The organism is Proteus appendicitidis (assembly GCF_030271835.1).
GTDB lineage: Bacteria > Pseudomonadota > Gammaproteobacteria > Enterobacterales > Enterobacteriaceae > Proteus > Proteus appendicitidis.
Genome location: NZ_CP127389.1, coordinates 3,369,379 through 3,385,452, shown reverse-complemented (window position 1 = coordinate 3,385,452; position 16,074 = coordinate 3,369,379). Strand labels below are relative to the sequence as shown.

The following is a 16,074-nucleotide window of genomic DNA, read 5'->3' as shown; positions in this document are numbered from 1 at the left end:
ATAATATTTATTTATGAAAATATTGGCAGGTGAATATGAAAATCAATATGGTTATATAATTAAATATATATTGGTGTCTAAATTAAATAATATATTTAAACTTATTAACATTAATAGTTAATAAGTAAGTAAGCCTGAGGTTATATAAACATACGAATTTTCTGTTGTTTAAAAAGTTAAATCAATGTGTCTTAGTTGTCAACGAAAGTAACATTCTAAATAGTGCTTTATCGCTATATTTCAAGGCACGATAGAGCATATCTATCGTCTAATAAAATCAATTTATTTGACTAACTGTTATAGGCTGGTTAAAAATATTAACACGTTAGTGAATATACACTCTTCAACTCTGCATTTTTTGAAATATACTTGTTAATCAATGAGGTGTAGTTTTATTATCGATGTATATTTAAATATGCAGCGTCTATTGTTGTTTCTGTTTTTTATTAGAAAATAGAAAGGCGATTATATGAATAATATATGTAAATATAAATTAAATACTTTTATCTTTAATTTTTCAGCGATGGAATAAAGGTAGTTGGTATTAATAATAAAACGTTAATAATAATTTTATTTGAGAAAAACACAAATAGGAAAATAGAAATGAATAAATTTATGACAAATAGATTTATACTAGGTGGGGCATTATGTTTGGATTAGATGCATTTCACTTAGCAAGAATACAATTTGCTTTCACGGTCTCTTTTCATATTATTTTCCCTGCCATTACAATAGGCTTGGCAAGCTTTTTAGCTTTATTAGAAGGTTTGTGGCTAAAAACAAAAGAGTCGAGTTATCTCACTTTATATCAATTTTGGGTGAAAATTTTTGCCGTCAATTTTGGTATGGGCGTGGTATCGGGGCTAGTCATGGCGTACCAATTTGGGACAAACTGGAGTGGTTTTTCTCAATTTGCAGGCAGTATTACAGGGCCATTGTTGACCTATGAAGTCCTTACCGCTTTTTTCTTAGAGGCGGGATTCCTTGGTATTATGTTATTTGGTTGGAATAAAGTAGGGCGTAAGCTCCATTTTTTTGCAACTTGCATGGTGGCATTAGGCACTATTATTTCAACATTTTGGATTTTGTCATCAAATAGCTGGATGCAAACACCACAAGGCTATGAAATTGAAAATGGTGTCGTCGTTCCTGTTGATTGGTTACAGATTATTTTTAATCCCTCATTTCCTTATCGCCTATTACATATGTCAATTGGGGCATTTTTAGCTAGCGCTTTATTTATTGCCGCGTGTGCGGCATGGCTTTTATTAAAAGGGAAAGATACAGCAGCAGTACGTAAAATGTTATCAATGGCGTTATGGTTAGTGCTGATTATTGCACCAATACAAGCCTTTGTTGGTGATGCGCATGGATTAAATACACTTGAACATCAGCCAGCGAAAATAGCTGCAATTGAAGGGCATTGGGATAATACATCGAAAGAAGCAACCCCTCTTATTTTGTTTGGTATTCCTGATATGGAAGAAGAAAAAACAAAATATGCGATTGAAATTCCGTATTTAGGTAGCCTTATTCTTACTCATAGTCTTGAAAAGCAAATACCTGCGTTAAATACCTTTGCTCCTGAAGATAGACCAAATTCCACCATTGTATTTTGGTCATTTAGGATCATGGCAGGGCTTGGTATGTTGATGATTTGCCTTGGTCTATTAAGTGTTATTTTACGCAAGAAAAAGAAGCTCTATAACTCCCCACTTTTTTTACGATTTACATTATTGATGGGACCTACGGGATTGATTGCTATCCTTGCGGGTTGGTTTACGACAGAAATTGGCCGTCAACCATGGGTTGTGTATGGGTTGCAACGAACTAAAGATGCCGTCTCTGCTCATGGTGATTTACAAATGAGTTTGAGTTTATTGGCTTTTATTTTGGTGTATTTCTCAGTATTTGGTATCGGCTATTTTTATATGATGCACTTAATGAAAAAAGGTCCTGCTGAAACTTATCCGACTTCCTTAAATCAAGGTGAAAAATAATGAATATTGATTTTCCGATTATTTGGTTTGCCATCATTATTTTTGCCACGCTGATGTATATTATCGCCGATGGATTTGATCTGGGTATTGGCATTATTTTGCCGTTTACGAAAGATAAAATACAACGAGATATTATGGTCAATAGTGTTGCCCCAGTGTGGGATGGTAATGAAACATGGCTGGTTTTAGGTGGTGCTGCGTTATATGGTGCATTTCCTCTGGCTTATGCTGTGATTATTGATGCGTTGACTATTCCATTAACGTTAATGTTAATCGGTCTTATATTTCGTGGTGTGGCCTTTGAGTTTCGTGTTAATGCATTACCTAAACATCGTCAGTTTTGGGATTTGGCTTTTATTGGCGGCTCTTTTCTCGCGACGTTTTGTCAGGGTGTTACAGTAGGGGCAGTAATTAACGGTTTTGAAGTAACAGGGCGTAGTTTTAGTGGCTCTGCACTAGATTGGTTAGCGCCATTCCCTCTTTTTTGTGGTTTTGCTTTATTAATTACTTATGCGCTTTTAGGCAGTTCATGGCTAATAATGAAAACGGAACATCAACTGCACCGTAAAATGTGTTCAATCACCGTTTATTTAGCGATTGCATTACTTGTTGCGATTGCGATAGTCAGTTTATGGACACCATTAACACATGAAGATATTGCACAGCGCTGGTTTAGTTTACCGAATTTGTTCTTTTTATTACCTGTGCCTTTATGCGTATTAGCTTGTACTTGGGGAATTGTGCGTAGTGCTTATAATTATGGTCATTATTTGCCATTTTTATTATCACTTTTATTAGTGTTTATTGGCTTTTCTGGGTTGGGAGTAAGTATTTTCCCTCATATTATTCCACCAACAATTTCCATTTGGGATGCGGCTTCACCAGTTTTAAGTCAGAAATTTATGTTAGTTGGTGCCGTTATCATTATTCCAGTGATCCTAGCGTATACCAGTTGGAGTTATTATGTATTTCGCGGAAAGGTGGAACCCAATGAAAACTATCATTAGTCATTTTTTAACAATAAAACCAGCGCAAAAGAAAGCACATTGGTATCAACAAATTGGGTGGATGATCATTATTTGGTCTTTAAGTGTATTAAGCCTTGCGATTATCGCCTCTTTATTTAAATTATTAATGTACAGTGCGGGAATGAGAACACATTAATAACTTGAGGCATTAATAAATAAAAAGACAGTGTTATTAATTGACACTGTCTTTTTTATGCTTTCTATTTTAAATTTATCAATCACAATAAATTATAATGTTTATCTGGTCTTACTGTTATTGGTAATGGCGTAATATCTTGCATCTCTAATAAGTTTCTTTCAATCGTATTACAAATAGCATTTAAGGGTAAGTCATTTGCAGATATACCAAAAGGATCTTCTAATTCTTCAGCTAATGAATCCCAAGATAAAAAAGTATAAGAGATAAACACTGATACAAATGGCGTCATATAATGGAGATCTGCTACCAACGCAAAAGGCAGTAATGCACAAAATAAATAAACAGTGCGTTGCAATATCAAAGTGTAAGCAAATGGAACTGGGGTATTTGAGATCCGTTCGCAACCTCCGAGTACATCAGATAAATTATTAATATCTTTATTAATTGATTGAAAGATAACGTCACTTATCATTTTGTTATCTCTCAGTTCGCCTATTTTTAAACCGATATGTAATAAAATACGATTTGTGGGATAAGGGCTATTCATTATTTCATTGAATAAAGTTCGAGGTAATAGGCGATAAAGATCAACCATTGGATCTGTTTTTCTTAACTCGTGTTTTAAGCTCCAACTAAACGCAATGAGTAGATTAGAAAAGTCTCGATTAAATTGTTTATCTTCAGGTAATAATGCTTTTATATTTCTTAATATATTACGATGGGTAATTAACATATTACCCCATAGAGTTCTAGCTTCCACAAGTCGGCTATAGCTTGCATTATTTCTGAAACCAAGAAATATCGCGATAGCAATACCTAATAAACTAAAAGGAGCAACTGTTAAGTGTATGCCTAATTGTTCATACCATTGATAAATCAAAATGGCGATAATTGACATGATAACATTAAGACATAAACGAAAGATTATTTTTGAAAGCACAGAACCATGCCAATCAAATAACCGAAAAAACCAGTGTTGATTAGGACGTATGACCATAATAGTAATTATATAAGACAAGATTTGAATTGTGCGAATATTATCTCAATAAAATAAGTAATAAGCCAATTAATTCTATTAAAAAATTAATAAGTATGAAAATTCTGATTCATATATACCTATATGAACCAGAAAGATAAATTTATATTCTTAAACATGAGTATCGTTAATGTAATAATACAGGCATAGTTGATTTGATTTATTAATCATAATGCTTCAGCCACCTCCATAACTGTACTTAGTACAGAACCCCAAGTGAATGAAGATGAAGGTAGCACCGCGGATGCTTCTGCTAACTCATTGTTTATATTAGTCAGGGATAATCCCATCACTAGATGAGGTAAATTATCTATCTTTAGTGGGTTATAACCTTTATAGGGTTCATCAGAGGAATGTGTTTCTTCTGGTGAATAATGAGGATTTACCATTGTTTCTTCAAGGATCTCACTACCTTCTTTAGTGTAAATAGTGACAAGTTCTATTAATTGATTTGGAATATTTATATATGCAGAATATTCTTGCTCTTCAGTTAATACTGCTCTTAGCATATCACTCACACGTTCTTTAATTTTATCATGATAATAATAAACAGTATCAAGTGCAGAATAAAAATTATTTGTTGCTCTTATTTTATAAATATAAGATTTATTATCGTTTGAGACATTAAGCAAATCTTTTGCGAATTTTTCACTTGATTTAAAACTTGATGTTGTCGGAATAAATGCAGAGTCTTTACTTCCTCTTCGCCCTGAAATACCGTTTACATGGGAATGAAAATTGATATTATTTCCCCAAGCGACAAATCCTTTTTTAAATACCTCCTCGGGTGGCCTTGAATCTGCTCGGTACACTTTACTGACAGGTCTTGCATATGATAGTTGTATATTAAATAAAATAAATAATATAATTAAAATTATTTTTTTCATTATTACCCCTTATTCTTTTATAAAGCTTTAGAGTGTCATGTTATTTCTCTTTTTTATTTAGTCATAATTTTTTATTTTGGGATAATTAATGTTTTGATAATCCAATCATATATAAGGCATCTTTACCAGGGAAAGTCTTTTCCTCCCCAACACATACGGCTATATCTGTCTGTGTCAGAAATGAAACCTTAGCGATATCGTAAAGTGTTGTTGCATTGTACATAATGCCATAATGATATGAGCCACCAGTTTCAGGGGTAAATTTTATATTGGCTGCTAACACTGGCTTTTTTCCATTATTATAACTATTAGTCACAACGGAGAAGCTGGAAATTTTGCCATTTTTTACGCTTCCATTTAATTCTTTGCAGTAACCTTCAAAATCAGTACCGGCATGAGAAAATGCTGAAAAGGAAAGAAGACTAATAATTAGTAATTTTTTCATTTATAACCTCGATATTTATTTGCAGTATTTGTATGTAATTGCAGTGCATTCCATTAGATCAATAATTGATGTTCAATGTGGATCAAATATGTACATCAAAGTAATGGAAGCAATTTAAATATACCGAGTTGGTGCGTTTATAAAATATGTTTTTTTAACATGTTGTAATGGAAAAATAATATTTACAGAATGAAAGTGTTTTGGGGATTTTATCTAACGTAAATAAATAGAAATAGAATATATTATGTTTTTCTGGGAACTATTTTTTGTGATTTAATGAGTTTTAATATAGCGATTCTATAAATATTAACGTAGTTAAAAATATTTGATGGGGCAAAAATGGGACAATGGCTTGTAGAAACAAAAAAGCCACTTGCTAAGAAGTGGCTTGATGTGCTGATTTAACAGCTAAAATTTGGTGGCCCCTACTGGACTTGAACCAGTGACCAAGCGATTATGAGTCGCCTGCTCTAACCAACTGAGCTAAGGGGCCTTAATGGAGTGTGATTATACGTGCCATTTGGCACGAGGTCTAGCCTTTGAATGACTGTATGCGCAAATTCTGTTCAATCTAAACAATAAAAAAATAAAACAGAGAATGATTGTGATATCAATAACATAGCGTAACGATTTATAGGTAAGCTTACGCACAGGTGCAATAATATAAATAATAAGGCTATTTTTTATAAATATGTGTAGGTGAAATCTATCCTAGATTAGATAGATTGTTGATACCGTATCGAAATCCCATAAAAAAACGCCTGTGATATCACAGGCGTTTATTATAACTTTTATTGAAAAGTAAGTTGATTACTCATCAAGGAAGCTACGTAACACTTCAGAACGGCTTGGGTGGCGTAATTTACGCAGAGCCTTCGCTTCAATCTGACGAATACGTTCACGGGTAACATCAAACTGTTTACCCACTTCTTCCAAGGTATGGTCGGTATTCATATCGATACCAAAACGCATACGCAGGACTTTCGCTTCACGTAATGTTAAACCTGCTAACACTTCGTGAGTTGCTGAACGTAAGCTTTCTGATGTTGCAGAATCCAGTGGTAATTCGAGAGTAGTATCCTCGATAAAATCACCTAAATGTGAATCTTCATCGTCACCGATTGGCGTTTCCATGGAGATTGGTTCTTTAGCGATTTTCAGTACCTTACGGATTTTATCTTCAGGCATCAGCATGCGTTCTGCAAGCTCTTCTGGTGAAGGCTCTCGTCCCATCTCTTGCAACATTTGACGCGAGATACGGTTCAGTTTATTAATCGTTTCGATCATGTGAACAGGGATACGAATTGTACGCGCCTGATCCGCGATTGAACGAGTAATTGCCTGACGGATCCACCATGTTGCATAAGTTGAGAATTTATAACCACGACGGTATTCAAATTTATCAACCGCTTTCATCAGACCGATATTCCCTTCCTGAATGAGGTCAAGGAACTGTAAACCACGGTTGGTATATTTTTTCGCTATAGAGATAACGAGACGTAAGTTCGCTTCGACCATCTCTTTTTTCGCACGACGTGCTTTTGCTTCACCGATAGACATACGACGGTTAATATCTTTAACCTGTTCGATTGTCAGTCCAGTTTCAACTTCAATTTGTTGCAGTTTTTGTAGACTGCGTTGTACTTCTTCTTCAATACCTGCCAGCTTTTCAGACCAAGGCTTATTCATTGCACGAGCAGCAGTGAACCATGTGTCATTGGTTTCGTTACCTGTAAACAGCGTAATGAAGTTTTTCTTTGGCATCTTAACTTGATCAACACAAAGACGCATGATGTGACGCTCTTGAGCACGAACTCTGTCCATCATGTCACGCATATTGTTAACCAAATAATCAAACTGTTTCGGTACTAAACGGAACTGTTTGAAAATTTCAGATAACAATAAGATTTCAAGCTCTGTATCTTTGTGGTTACGACCTTTCGCCTTGATAGTTTGGCGAGTTTTTTCGTATTGCTCACGAAGCTCAGTAAACTTCTGGCGCGCTAATTCAGGATCGATGCTGTTATCGTCATCGCTATCGCTGTCATTGTCGCCATCTTCGTCTTCATCTTCATCTTCGTCTTCAGCGTCATCGGCAACTTCATCATCTTCTTTGCCTAAATTGACATCTTCACTTTCTGCCATTTCTTCGGCATTAGGGTCAATAAACGCAGTAATTAAGTCTGAAAGACGTGCTTCGCCAGCTTCAACACGATCATACTGTTCAAGAAGATATGTAATTGCTTCAGGATATTCTGCAACAGAACATTGAACTTGGTTAATACCATCTTCAATGCGTTTTGCGATATCAATTTCACCTTCCCGGGTGAGCAGTTCAACGGTACCCATTTCGCGCATATACATACGCACAGGGTCGGTTGTACGGCCAATCTCAGATTCTACACTAGAAAGCACCTGAGCTGCGGCTTCTGCAGCATCATCATCAGTATCATTTGAATTTTCTGCCAGCATCAGATCATCGGCATCAGGTGCTTCTTCCATAACCTGAATGCCCATGTCGTTAATCATCTGGATGATGTCTTCGATTTGATCTGAATCGACGATATCTTCCGGCAGATGGTCATTGACCTCAGCATAGGTCAGGTAGCCTTGCTCCTTACCTTTAGTAACAAGTAGCTTCAGCTGTGACTGCGGGTTTTGCTCCATAAGACGGTATCCACACTTCAAAGTAATTTGGGTTGGTGTCGGTCGGCGATAACTGTTCAGCCAACAATAACTACGGAGGGGCATTTTCATTGTCGATTGCTACGGTCCCCTCAGCGTAGCAAATGTAGGTTTTTAGTACCTACCGATAGCGGCAATTAAGCCGTGTTTTTAATCTTAATTCTGTGTTTACTTTTTAACGCGTGCCTGTATTATCAATTGGACTTCTTCGCGTTCATCTTGCGTTAGGCCTTCTGTTCTCTCTTTCGCAATAAGCGCGTTTAAACGTTCATCCATTGCGGTTAAAAAAAGATGATCTAACGTGTCTGTAAAGGTTTTCTCTGCAATCTCATCTATATCTATATCGTTCCACATTGCCAATTTTTCAAGCTGTTTACCGAATTTATTCTCTCTATAGAGTTCGATAATCTGTCCTGTATTCAGGCCAGGTTGTGCTTGGCAAACAGAAACTAATTCAATAAAAAGTGATAGACCTGCAATTTTTTCTGTACTTAATCCCTCGAGAGGGGGCACTAATTTAGAGAACTCTGGGTTTTGTATCAATAGGGCAATCAATATACGCATCGGCGTTGTGCGTAATTTTGTCGGTTGATACGATAACTCGTGATTAACCGGCGTTCTACCAAATAAACGATCCATTTGCTCAATATCGGGATTTCCCGTTAAGCTTCCAAGCTCTCTTAATAAATATAGACGCAAAGTTTCACTTGGGATCTTATCTATTAATGGTCGGGCTAAACTATATAGCTTACCATTGCCTTCTTGAGTACTTAGATCCACTTGAGGAACGAGTGAATCAAATAAAAATTCTGATAATGAATGTGCTTGTTCCATACGCTTTTCAAAAGCTTCTTTACCTTCACGACGAACCAATGAATCAGGATCATCACTTTCGGGTAAAAACATAAAACGTAAAGAGCGACCATCATTTAAAAAAGGAAGGGCGGTTTCTAATGCTCGCCATGCGGCATCACGTCCAGCTCTGTCTCCATCATAGCAGCAAATAATGTTATCCGTTGTCCGAAAGAGCAACTGGATATGTTCTGCTGTGGTGGAAGTTCCTAATGAGGCAACGGCATAATCAATACCAAACTGCGCTAATGCCACAACATCCATATAACCTTCAACAACTAATAGCTTTGTGACGTTATTATTAGATTGTTGTGCTTCATAAAGCCCGTAAAGTTGACGTCCTTTATGGAATATCTCTGTTTCTGGTGAGTTTAAGTATTTAGGTAAATCATCACCTAAAACACGTCCACCAAAGGCAATAACACGACCACGTCTATCTCGGATAGGAAACATGACTCGTTGGCGAAAACGATCATAAGTACGACCATTATCGTTAGTTATTACCATACCCGCTTCAAGAAGTAAGGCTTTATTATCGGCACTTTGACCAAAACGTTTTAGGGCGTTATCCCAACCTGCTGGTACAAACCCAATAGAAAAACGGGTAATAATATCTTCACTAAGCCCACGATGCGCAAGGTAGTTTCTTGCTTCCTGTGCATCAGGTTTATTGAGAGCGCTACTATAATACTGATTCAATTTCTCCATCACTTGATAGAGATTTTGTCTTATATGTCGTTCAATAAGGCTACTGCTTGTTCCTGATTCATAAGGAACTTCTAACCCATGCATTGCTGCTAACTCTTCAATGGTTTCGACAAAATCGAGCCTGTCGTAATTCATCAAAAAATCAATAGCATTGCCATGCGCGCCGCAACCAAAACAGTGGTAAAACTGTTTGTCGCTATTTACTGTGAAAGAGGGCGTTTTTTCATTATGAAACGGACAACACGCTGAATGATTTTTGCCTTGTTTTTTTAACGGCACGCGAGCGTCGATAAGATCGATGATATCGGTTCGAGCTAGCAAATCATTGATAAATGAACGTGGAATTCGTCCAGCCATAAGCCCTTTTACGCCTGTTGTTGAACGAGAATAAGCCGCGCTCTCAGAAGAAAGCACGGCCTTTAACTGCGACTACAGTGTCTGCATACGTTGCGGTGCAAGCCGCAAAATATTAGTACAGACGAGTACGACGTGCGTTTTCGCGAGCTAATTTTTTAGCGTGACGTTTTACTGCTGATGCTTTAGCGCGTTTACGTTCAGTCGTTGGTTTTTCATAAAACTCACGACGACGAACTTCTGCTAATACGCCTGCTTTTTCACAAGAGCGTTTGAAACGACGAAGAGCAACGTCAAATGGCTCGTTTTCACGTACTTTGATTACCGGCATGTGCCTCTCACCTCAATAGAAATCGGTTTGCGCTGGCATTATTTAAGCCAGCCGACATTTAAAATGGTGCGGAATTTTACTTCAAAGCAGGGCACTTTGTAAAGAGATGCACAAAATTGAAACGCAAACTCTCACTTTTGTGTCTTTTTTGGGAGTACACAAAAAGCGAAAGTCGCTAACCACACATTTAAATCACTTAAAATAGGTGAATAATTATAGACCAGAAAAAGGAATTTGTCACATGCTGGTATGTAAAAGATGTTGCGAAGGCGTATAAAATCACCGAAATAATGATACAATCGATTCATTACGCGAGTTAGCGAAGAAGAATTTGGAAGCGTCATGCGAGTTTTAGGTATTGAAACATCTTGCGATGAAACCGGTATCGCAATTTACGATGATAAAGCCGGTCTATTAGCGAATCAACTTTATAGTCAGATTAAACTGCACGCCGATTATGGTGGGGTAGTTCCTGAACTTGCTTCACGGGATCATATCCGTAAAACAGTACCGCTTATTCAAGCGGCACTGAAAGAAGCAAATCTTACAGCACAAGATATTGATGCGGTTGCTTATACTGCTGGCCCCGGTCTTGTTGGTGCGCTACTTGTAGGCGCAACCATTGGACGCTCATTGGCTTTTGCGTGGGATGTTCCCGCTATTCCTGTTCATCATATGGAAGGTCATTTATTGGCACCAATGCTTGAAGAGAAAACACCTGAGTTCCCATTTGTGGCACTTTTGGTTTCTGGTGGGCATACACAGTTAATTAGCGTAACAGGAATTGGCGAATACACCTTATTAGGTGAATCTATTGATGATGCTGCTGGTGAAGCTTTTGATAAAACAGCAAAACTGTTGGGATTAGATTACCCTGGCGGCCCCGTTTTATCGAAAATGGCGCAACAAGGCACAGAAGGTCGCTTTGTCTTTCCTCGCCCAATGACAGATAGACCAGGACTTGATTTTAGTTTCTCGGGGTTAAAAACCTTTGCGGCTAATACTATTCGTCAAAATGATGATTCAGACCAAACTCGCGCTGATATTGCTCGGGCATTTGAAGATGCGGTTGTTGATACGCTTGCGATAAAATGTCGTAGAGCTTTAGAACAAACAGGCTTTAAACGTTTAGTGATGGCAGGTGGTGTAAGTGCTAATCGTACATTACGTGCAAAAATGGAAACCGTAATGAAGCAATTAGGTGGCGAAGTTTTTTATGCGCGCCCAGAATTGTGTACTGATAATGGCGCAATGATTGCACTAGCGGGAATGATCCGCTTTAAAGGCGGTACAGAAGGTCCATTAAGCGTAACAGTAAGACCACGTTGGCCTTTAGCTGAGTTGCCAGCACTTGAAAATAAGTAGCGCGCCAGTACGTCAGTAGTAAAAGAAAAGCCACTGAAAAGTGGCTTTTTTATCCATTCTATCTTTACGATTTGGTGAGATTAATCTTCTTTTTCTTGCTCTTTAGCTTCTTGAATGATTTCTTTTTCTGTTTTTTCAGTCTTTTTCTTTAATTTATGCCAGACTCGGCTCTCTTGACCACGCCATAAACGTTGAATATTGTCGTGATGACGGTAAAGTACCAGACATGATAATAAAGCAACGGGATAAGTGAATTCTGGTTTAAACCACCAAACATAAAAAGGGGCAAGCAGTGCGCTGATAATCGCACCAAGCGATGAATAGCCACTTAGTAAGACGGTGAGTAACCATGTTCCTGCGATAAGCCCACTTAAATCCCAACCAATGGCAGCGATAGCACCAAATGCAGTGGCTACGCCTTTTCCGCCTTTAAAGTGGAAAAAAACAGGATAAATATGACCTAGACAAGCCGCTATTGCGACAATGCCGAGGTAAAAAGGAGGCACATTTAAGTAATAGGCGAGCCAAACAGGGATCATCCCTTTGAGGACGTCACAAATAAGAACGGCTGCAGCGGCTGCCTTTCCTCCAATACGTAGGACGTTAGTTGCTCCGGGATTGCCAGAGCCAAATTTTCTTGGATCAGGGAGTCTTGCCAGTCGGCAAATCAATATCGCGCTGGAGATTGAGCCGCACAAGTAGGCGAAGATGATCATTCCAAGTGCGTTAGCACTCATTTGTATTCTCCAATGTTTATGTAAGTTCGTTAGGCATGTATGGATAATACGCATATTTCATCGGAAGTGGTATCCGATGAGCAGAAAAAATAAGAGATGACGTGATGGATATCGTATTTATTGAGCAATTATCAGTAATAACCACAATCGGTGTTTATGATTGGGAAAAAACCATAAAACAAAAATTAGTGTTCGATATCGAAATGGAATGGGATAACAAACGCGCATCCCAAACTGATGATGTGGTTCATTGTTTAGATTATGCCAGTGTGAGCAATGCAATTATCGACTATGTTGAGACTCGACGTTTTGAATTAGTTGAACGAGTTGCTGAAGAAGTGGCACAGCTATTGATAACGCAATTTGCTGTACCAAGAGTAAAAATTAAATTAGCGAAACCCAGAGCGGTTGCACAAGCTACAAACGTAGGTGTGATTATTGAGCGTAAAGCTTAATTAGTGCTGATCCTGATTAAGTCGCGATTTCCATTTTATAATCGCGACTTCTCGTTGCTTGGTTAGTGCATCTCGTATTGCACTTCCTTTTAATCCACTTTCAATGATGGGTTTGATATCCACATTATTTGCAATAGCGAAAGCTTGGCAAAGAAACGCGCGTTGTGGGTAAACAAGATTTTCTAATCCTTTGCGTCCTCTTGCATCTGCCTCACTCACCATAGCTAATTGCTCAACGCGTTCAGGTTTTCGCCATGCATCAATAGCATCAAATAAGCGTATTATTTTAGAAGGTCGCATTCTATCAATACGATGGATATGATCATGAAATCTTGCCGTTAAGCGTGCCAGATCACGGATATGATTAGGAATGCGATAACGTTGGCACAAGGCTTCAACTAAAGGAACACCAGCTGGACCGTGTCCATGGTGATGAGGCCAATTTTCAGGAGGTGTTAATCCTTTTCCCAGATCATGACATAAGGCACTAAAGCGCACCGCAATATCGTCTGTTAATTGGCTGGCGATATTAAGTACCATCATGGCATGAATGCCAGTGTCGATTTCTGGGTGCCATTTTTCAGGTGCAGGCACACCAAATAACGCATCAATTTCAGGAAAAAGAACGTTTAAAGCACCACATTGACGTAAAACTTCAAAATAGACTTGAGGCGCGTGGCTCTCAAGGGCTTTTTCAGTCTCTTTCCAAACACGTTCTGCAGTCAATGCATTTAATTCACCACTTTGTGCCATTGTCTTCATTAATTGCAGTGTTTCAGGTGCAACATTAAATCCTAAAGGCGCAAACCGTGCCGCAAAACGTGCAACTCGCAAAACTCTTAACGGATCTTCTGAAAATGCCTCAGAAACATGGCGCAGTTGTCTCGCATTGATATCATCTATACCGTGGTAAGGATCGACATATTTACCATCAGCAGAATAAGCAATGGCATTAATGGTGAGATCACGACGCGCAAGATCGTCTTCTAGCGTGACATCCGGTGCTGCATAACAAGTGAATCCCGTGTAACCTGAGCCTGATTTTCGTTCAGTACGCGCAAGGGCATATTCTTCATGAGTATCTGGATGAAGAAAAACAGGAAAATCTTTGCCTACTTGTTGATAGCCTTGTTGTAACAGCATTTCAGGTGTTGCACCAACAACAACCCAATCTCTGTCTTTTACTGGTATCTGTAACAGTTGGTCGCGCACAGCGCCACCAACAAGGTATATATTCACGGGATCACTGTTCCTTTGACTGGATATTAGTTCATCCAACGATCATTACGTTTACGACGACGCGGAATAATATGTGGAAGGATCAGACCAAAGACAAGACCCGCGCCAGCAACACCACCGCCATACATAAACCACTGTAAGATGATATCGCGTTGTCTATCATCTAATTGTTGATTAGCAAAATCGAGTTTTTTCTCTGCGACAGCGAGCTTTGTTCTCATTTGTTCATTTTCTTTTTTCAAGCCATTGATAATGTCATCGCTGTTTGAAACTTTATTTTGCATATCAGTGGTACGTTGGTTCCAGCTTTGGTCGATATTCGCCAGTTTATCGCGTAGTGTTTGGATCTCTTTTTCCATAGCAGGAATGCGAGTACGCATGCTTGGTTGGGCGCTGAGTTGGCTTTCAGGTAACCAAACGGTACGATCTTTATCGTCTTTAATCTGTACATAACCCGTTGCTGCGTTACGAGAAAGTACAGTAACGGTTGAACCAGAATTTAAAGAGCCAACAATTCGATACTGATTTCCTGGTCCACTGTGTACATAAGTGGATAGTTCATCGGAAACATAACGAGTTTCTGCGTGTGAGCTTAGAGAAACGCCTAAGCCAAGTAAGGAAAGAAAAAGTAAGGGTAATTTTCGCATTATGTTTTCAACTTTTTTATCTATACAAGAGAATATTTTTACTGATACTAAAGAGTAAAGTTTGCGTAAGCAAATAGTAAACCAGAATGAGAACACTCTTAACTGGTAGAATATAGGGATAATCTGCCTTTTATTCATTATTGTTATTAGGCTATCACTTGCAAAATGAAAATGCGTCAAATATTTTACTAATCAATTGATTTACTTAAGGGAAATAGAATGAGCCAATTAGAAACTGAACTCAAAATGAGTGCCATACCTGCCGCTATTCCTCACATTATTCAGCGCATTCTGACTCTACCTCATCAGCACACTGCCCCTAAAAAGCTGACTAATCTTTACTTTGAAACCGCAGATAATCAAATTCGCCGTTGGGATATGGGGCTGCGTATTCGTGGTGTTGATGATAGTTATGAAATGACAATTAAAACAGCTGGTAAAGTCGTTGCCGGTTTGCATCAACGTCCAGAATATAACGTGGAATTAGCTCAACCTAAATTAGATTTAACCCGTTTCCCCGCAGAGATCTGGCCTGAAAATACCGATCTTACTCTATTAGAAACGCAACTTGATGTGCTGTTTAATACTGATTTTTATCGCGAAATCTGGCTGGTGGATTTTCAAGATAGCCAAATTGAAGTGGTGTTAGATAAAGGCGCTATTCGCACTCATCAATATGAGTTACCAATTGAAGAGTTCGAGTTAGAACTCAAAAAAGGTCATGTATCAGATGTTATCGCATTAGCGACTTATTTAGGTGAAAAGGGCGGATTACGTCTTGCTTCTCGCAGTAAAGCGGCTCGAGGCTATTATTTGGCGAAAGATAAACCTGCATTATCGTTGAGTGTGGTTAATCTTTCTCCTAGTGATACAACGGCTCAACAATTAACTAAATGGTTAAGTGCGATACAGGCATTGGAAGAAGCGATTTTTGCCAATCCGACACCACCGACAATTACCATGCCTGCCATGTTGGCGTTATTTTCAGATTGGTGCAAAAAACAAGCTGATTTACCTGGTTCTATGGAACAATCACTCAATGCGATTTCGCCGTTAACATTTACAACAGCAACCGACTATTATCATGTTTTATGGTTGAATTTTAAGTTATCTTCTATGGCGTGGTTACTGTCTATTGCTTAATTTCCTGACAACTTGAGAGTCTA

General features: G+C 38.2%; 15 protein-coding genes and 1 tRNA gene. 6 read left to right on the top strand and 10 right to left on the bottom strand.

What is annotated here, in order from left to right; all coding sequences use genetic code 11:
• Positions 1–647 precede the first annotated feature (647 nt).
• Genes QQS39_RS15565 through QQS39_RS15555 form a run of 3 tightly spaced genes read left to right on the top strand, consistent with a single transcriptional unit; the run spans position 648 to position 3,164 of the window.
• Positions 648–2,000 (top strand): cytochrome ubiquinol oxidase subunit I, encoded by a 1,353-nt coding sequence (locus QQS39_RS15565; protein ID WP_285804875.1) that lies wholly within the window; start codon positions 648–650, stop codon positions 1,998–2,000.
• Positions 2,000–3,007: a cytochrome d ubiquinol oxidase subunit II gene (gene cydB, locus QQS39_RS15560; RefSeq protein WP_285804874.1), complete on the top strand. Its 1,008-nt coding sequence runs from the start codon at positions 2,000–2,002 to the stop codon at positions 3,005–3,007. The genes QQS39_RS15565 and cydB overlap by 1 nt, the downstream gene beginning before the upstream one ends.
• Positions 2,991–3,164: a DUF2474 domain-containing protein gene (locus tag QQS39_RS15555; RefSeq protein WP_151436035.1), complete on the top strand. Its 174-nt coding sequence runs from the start codon at positions 2,991–2,993 to the stop codon at positions 3,162–3,164. The genes cydB and QQS39_RS15555 overlap by 17 nt, the downstream gene beginning before the upstream one ends.
• Before the next feature lie 82 nt (positions 3,165–3,246).
• Here the strand turns inward: QQS39_RS15555 and QQS39_RS15550 are convergent, their stop codons facing one another.
• The 7 genes from QQS39_RS15550 to rpsU all read right to left on the bottom strand — a co-directional run bounded on the left by QQS39_RS15550 (position 3,247) and on the right by rpsU (position 10,465).
• The gene (locus QQS39_RS15550; RefSeq protein ID WP_196570769.1) at positions 3,247–4,164 is read right to left on the bottom strand and encodes a bestrophin family protein; all 918 of its coding nucleotides are present in this window, start codon (positions 4,162–4,164) and stop codon (positions 3,247–3,249) included.
• 206 nt (positions 4,165–4,370) lie between these two features.
• A complete protein-coding gene (locus tag QQS39_RS15545; RefSeq protein ID WP_285804873.1) occupies positions 4,371–5,090 on the bottom strand; it encodes a scabin-related ADP-ribosyltransferase in 720 nt (239 codons plus the stop codon).
• A gap of 85 nt (positions 5,091–5,175) precedes the next feature.
• Complete coding sequence (locus QQS39_RS15540) at positions 5,176–5,535, bottom strand: hypothetical protein (RefSeq protein WP_151436032.1); 360 nt, start codon at positions 5,533–5,535, stop codon at positions 5,176–5,178.
• Between the two features lie 416 nt (positions 5,536–5,951).
• Positions 5,952–6,028, bottom strand: a tRNA-Ile gene (locus QQS39_RS15535).
• Positions 6,029–6,345: 317 nt separating this feature from the next.
• Positions 6,346–8,202, bottom strand: a complete 1,857-nt coding sequence (gene rpoD / locus QQS39_RS15530; RefSeq protein ID WP_196568346.1) for an RNA polymerase sigma factor RpoD — start codon at positions 8,200–8,202, stop codon at positions 6,346–6,348.
• 186 nt (positions 8,203–8,388) lie between these two features.
• Positions 8,389–10,137: a DNA primase gene (dnaG, locus tag QQS39_RS15525; protein WP_285805905.1), complete on the bottom strand. Its 1,749-nt coding sequence runs from the start codon at positions 10,135–10,137 to the stop codon at positions 8,389–8,391.
• 112 nt (positions 10,138–10,249) lie between these two features.
• Positions 10,250–10,465 (bottom strand): 30S ribosomal protein S21, encoded by a 216-nt coding sequence (gene rpsU / locus QQS39_RS15520; RefSeq protein WP_001144069.1) that lies wholly within the window; start codon positions 10,463–10,465, stop codon positions 10,250–10,252.
• 342 nt (positions 10,466–10,807) lie between these two features.
• Here rpsU and tsaD point away from each other — a divergent pair, with 342 nt between their 5' ends.
• Positions 10,808–11,830, top strand: a complete 1,023-nt coding sequence (tsaD, locus tag QQS39_RS15515) for a tRNA (adenosine(37)-N6)-threonylcarbamoyltransferase complex transferase subunit TsaD (protein ID WP_098941951.1) — start codon at positions 10,808–10,810, stop codon at positions 11,828–11,830.
• Positions 11,831–11,910: 80 nt separating this feature from the next.
• On the opposite strand, the gene plsY is transcribed toward tsaD, so the two are convergent.
• On the bottom strand, positions 11,911–12,567 hold the full coding sequence (plsY, locus tag QQS39_RS15510; RefSeq protein ID WP_285804872.1) for a glycerol-3-phosphate 1-O-acyltransferase PlsY: 657 nt from the start codon (positions 12,565–12,567) through the stop codon (positions 11,911–11,913).
• Positions 12,568–12,671: 104 nt separating this feature from the next.
• Between plsY and folB the strand changes: the two genes are divergently transcribed.
• Positions 12,672–13,022, top strand: a complete 351-nt coding sequence (gene folB, locus QQS39_RS15505; protein ID WP_285804871.1) for a bifunctional dihydroneopterin aldolase/7,8-dihydroneopterin epimerase — start codon at positions 12,672–12,674, stop codon at positions 13,020–13,022.
• Here the strand turns inward: folB and QQS39_RS15500 are convergent, their stop codons facing one another.
• Together QQS39_RS15500 and QQS39_RS15495 are read right to left on the bottom strand one after the other, a co-directional pair.
• Positions 13,023–14,261 (bottom strand): multifunctional CCA addition/repair protein, encoded by a 1,239-nt coding sequence (locus QQS39_RS15500; RefSeq protein WP_285804870.1) that lies wholly within the window; start codon positions 14,259–14,261, stop codon positions 13,023–13,025.
• A 26-nt stretch (positions 14,262–14,287) separates the two neighbouring features.
• Positions 14,288–14,908, bottom strand: a complete 621-nt coding sequence (locus QQS39_RS15495) for a TIGR04211 family SH3 domain-containing protein (protein ID WP_100158810.1) — start codon at positions 14,906–14,908, stop codon at positions 14,288–14,290.
• A gap of 219 nt (positions 14,909–15,127) precedes the next feature.
• On the opposite strand from QQS39_RS15495, the gene QQS39_RS15490 reads away from it, so the two are divergent.
• Entirely contained in the window at positions 15,128–16,051 is a 924-nt protein-coding gene (locus QQS39_RS15490) for a CYTH domain-containing protein (RefSeq protein WP_285804869.1), read from the top strand.
• The last annotated feature ends 23 nt before the right edge of the window (positions 16,052–16,074 follow it).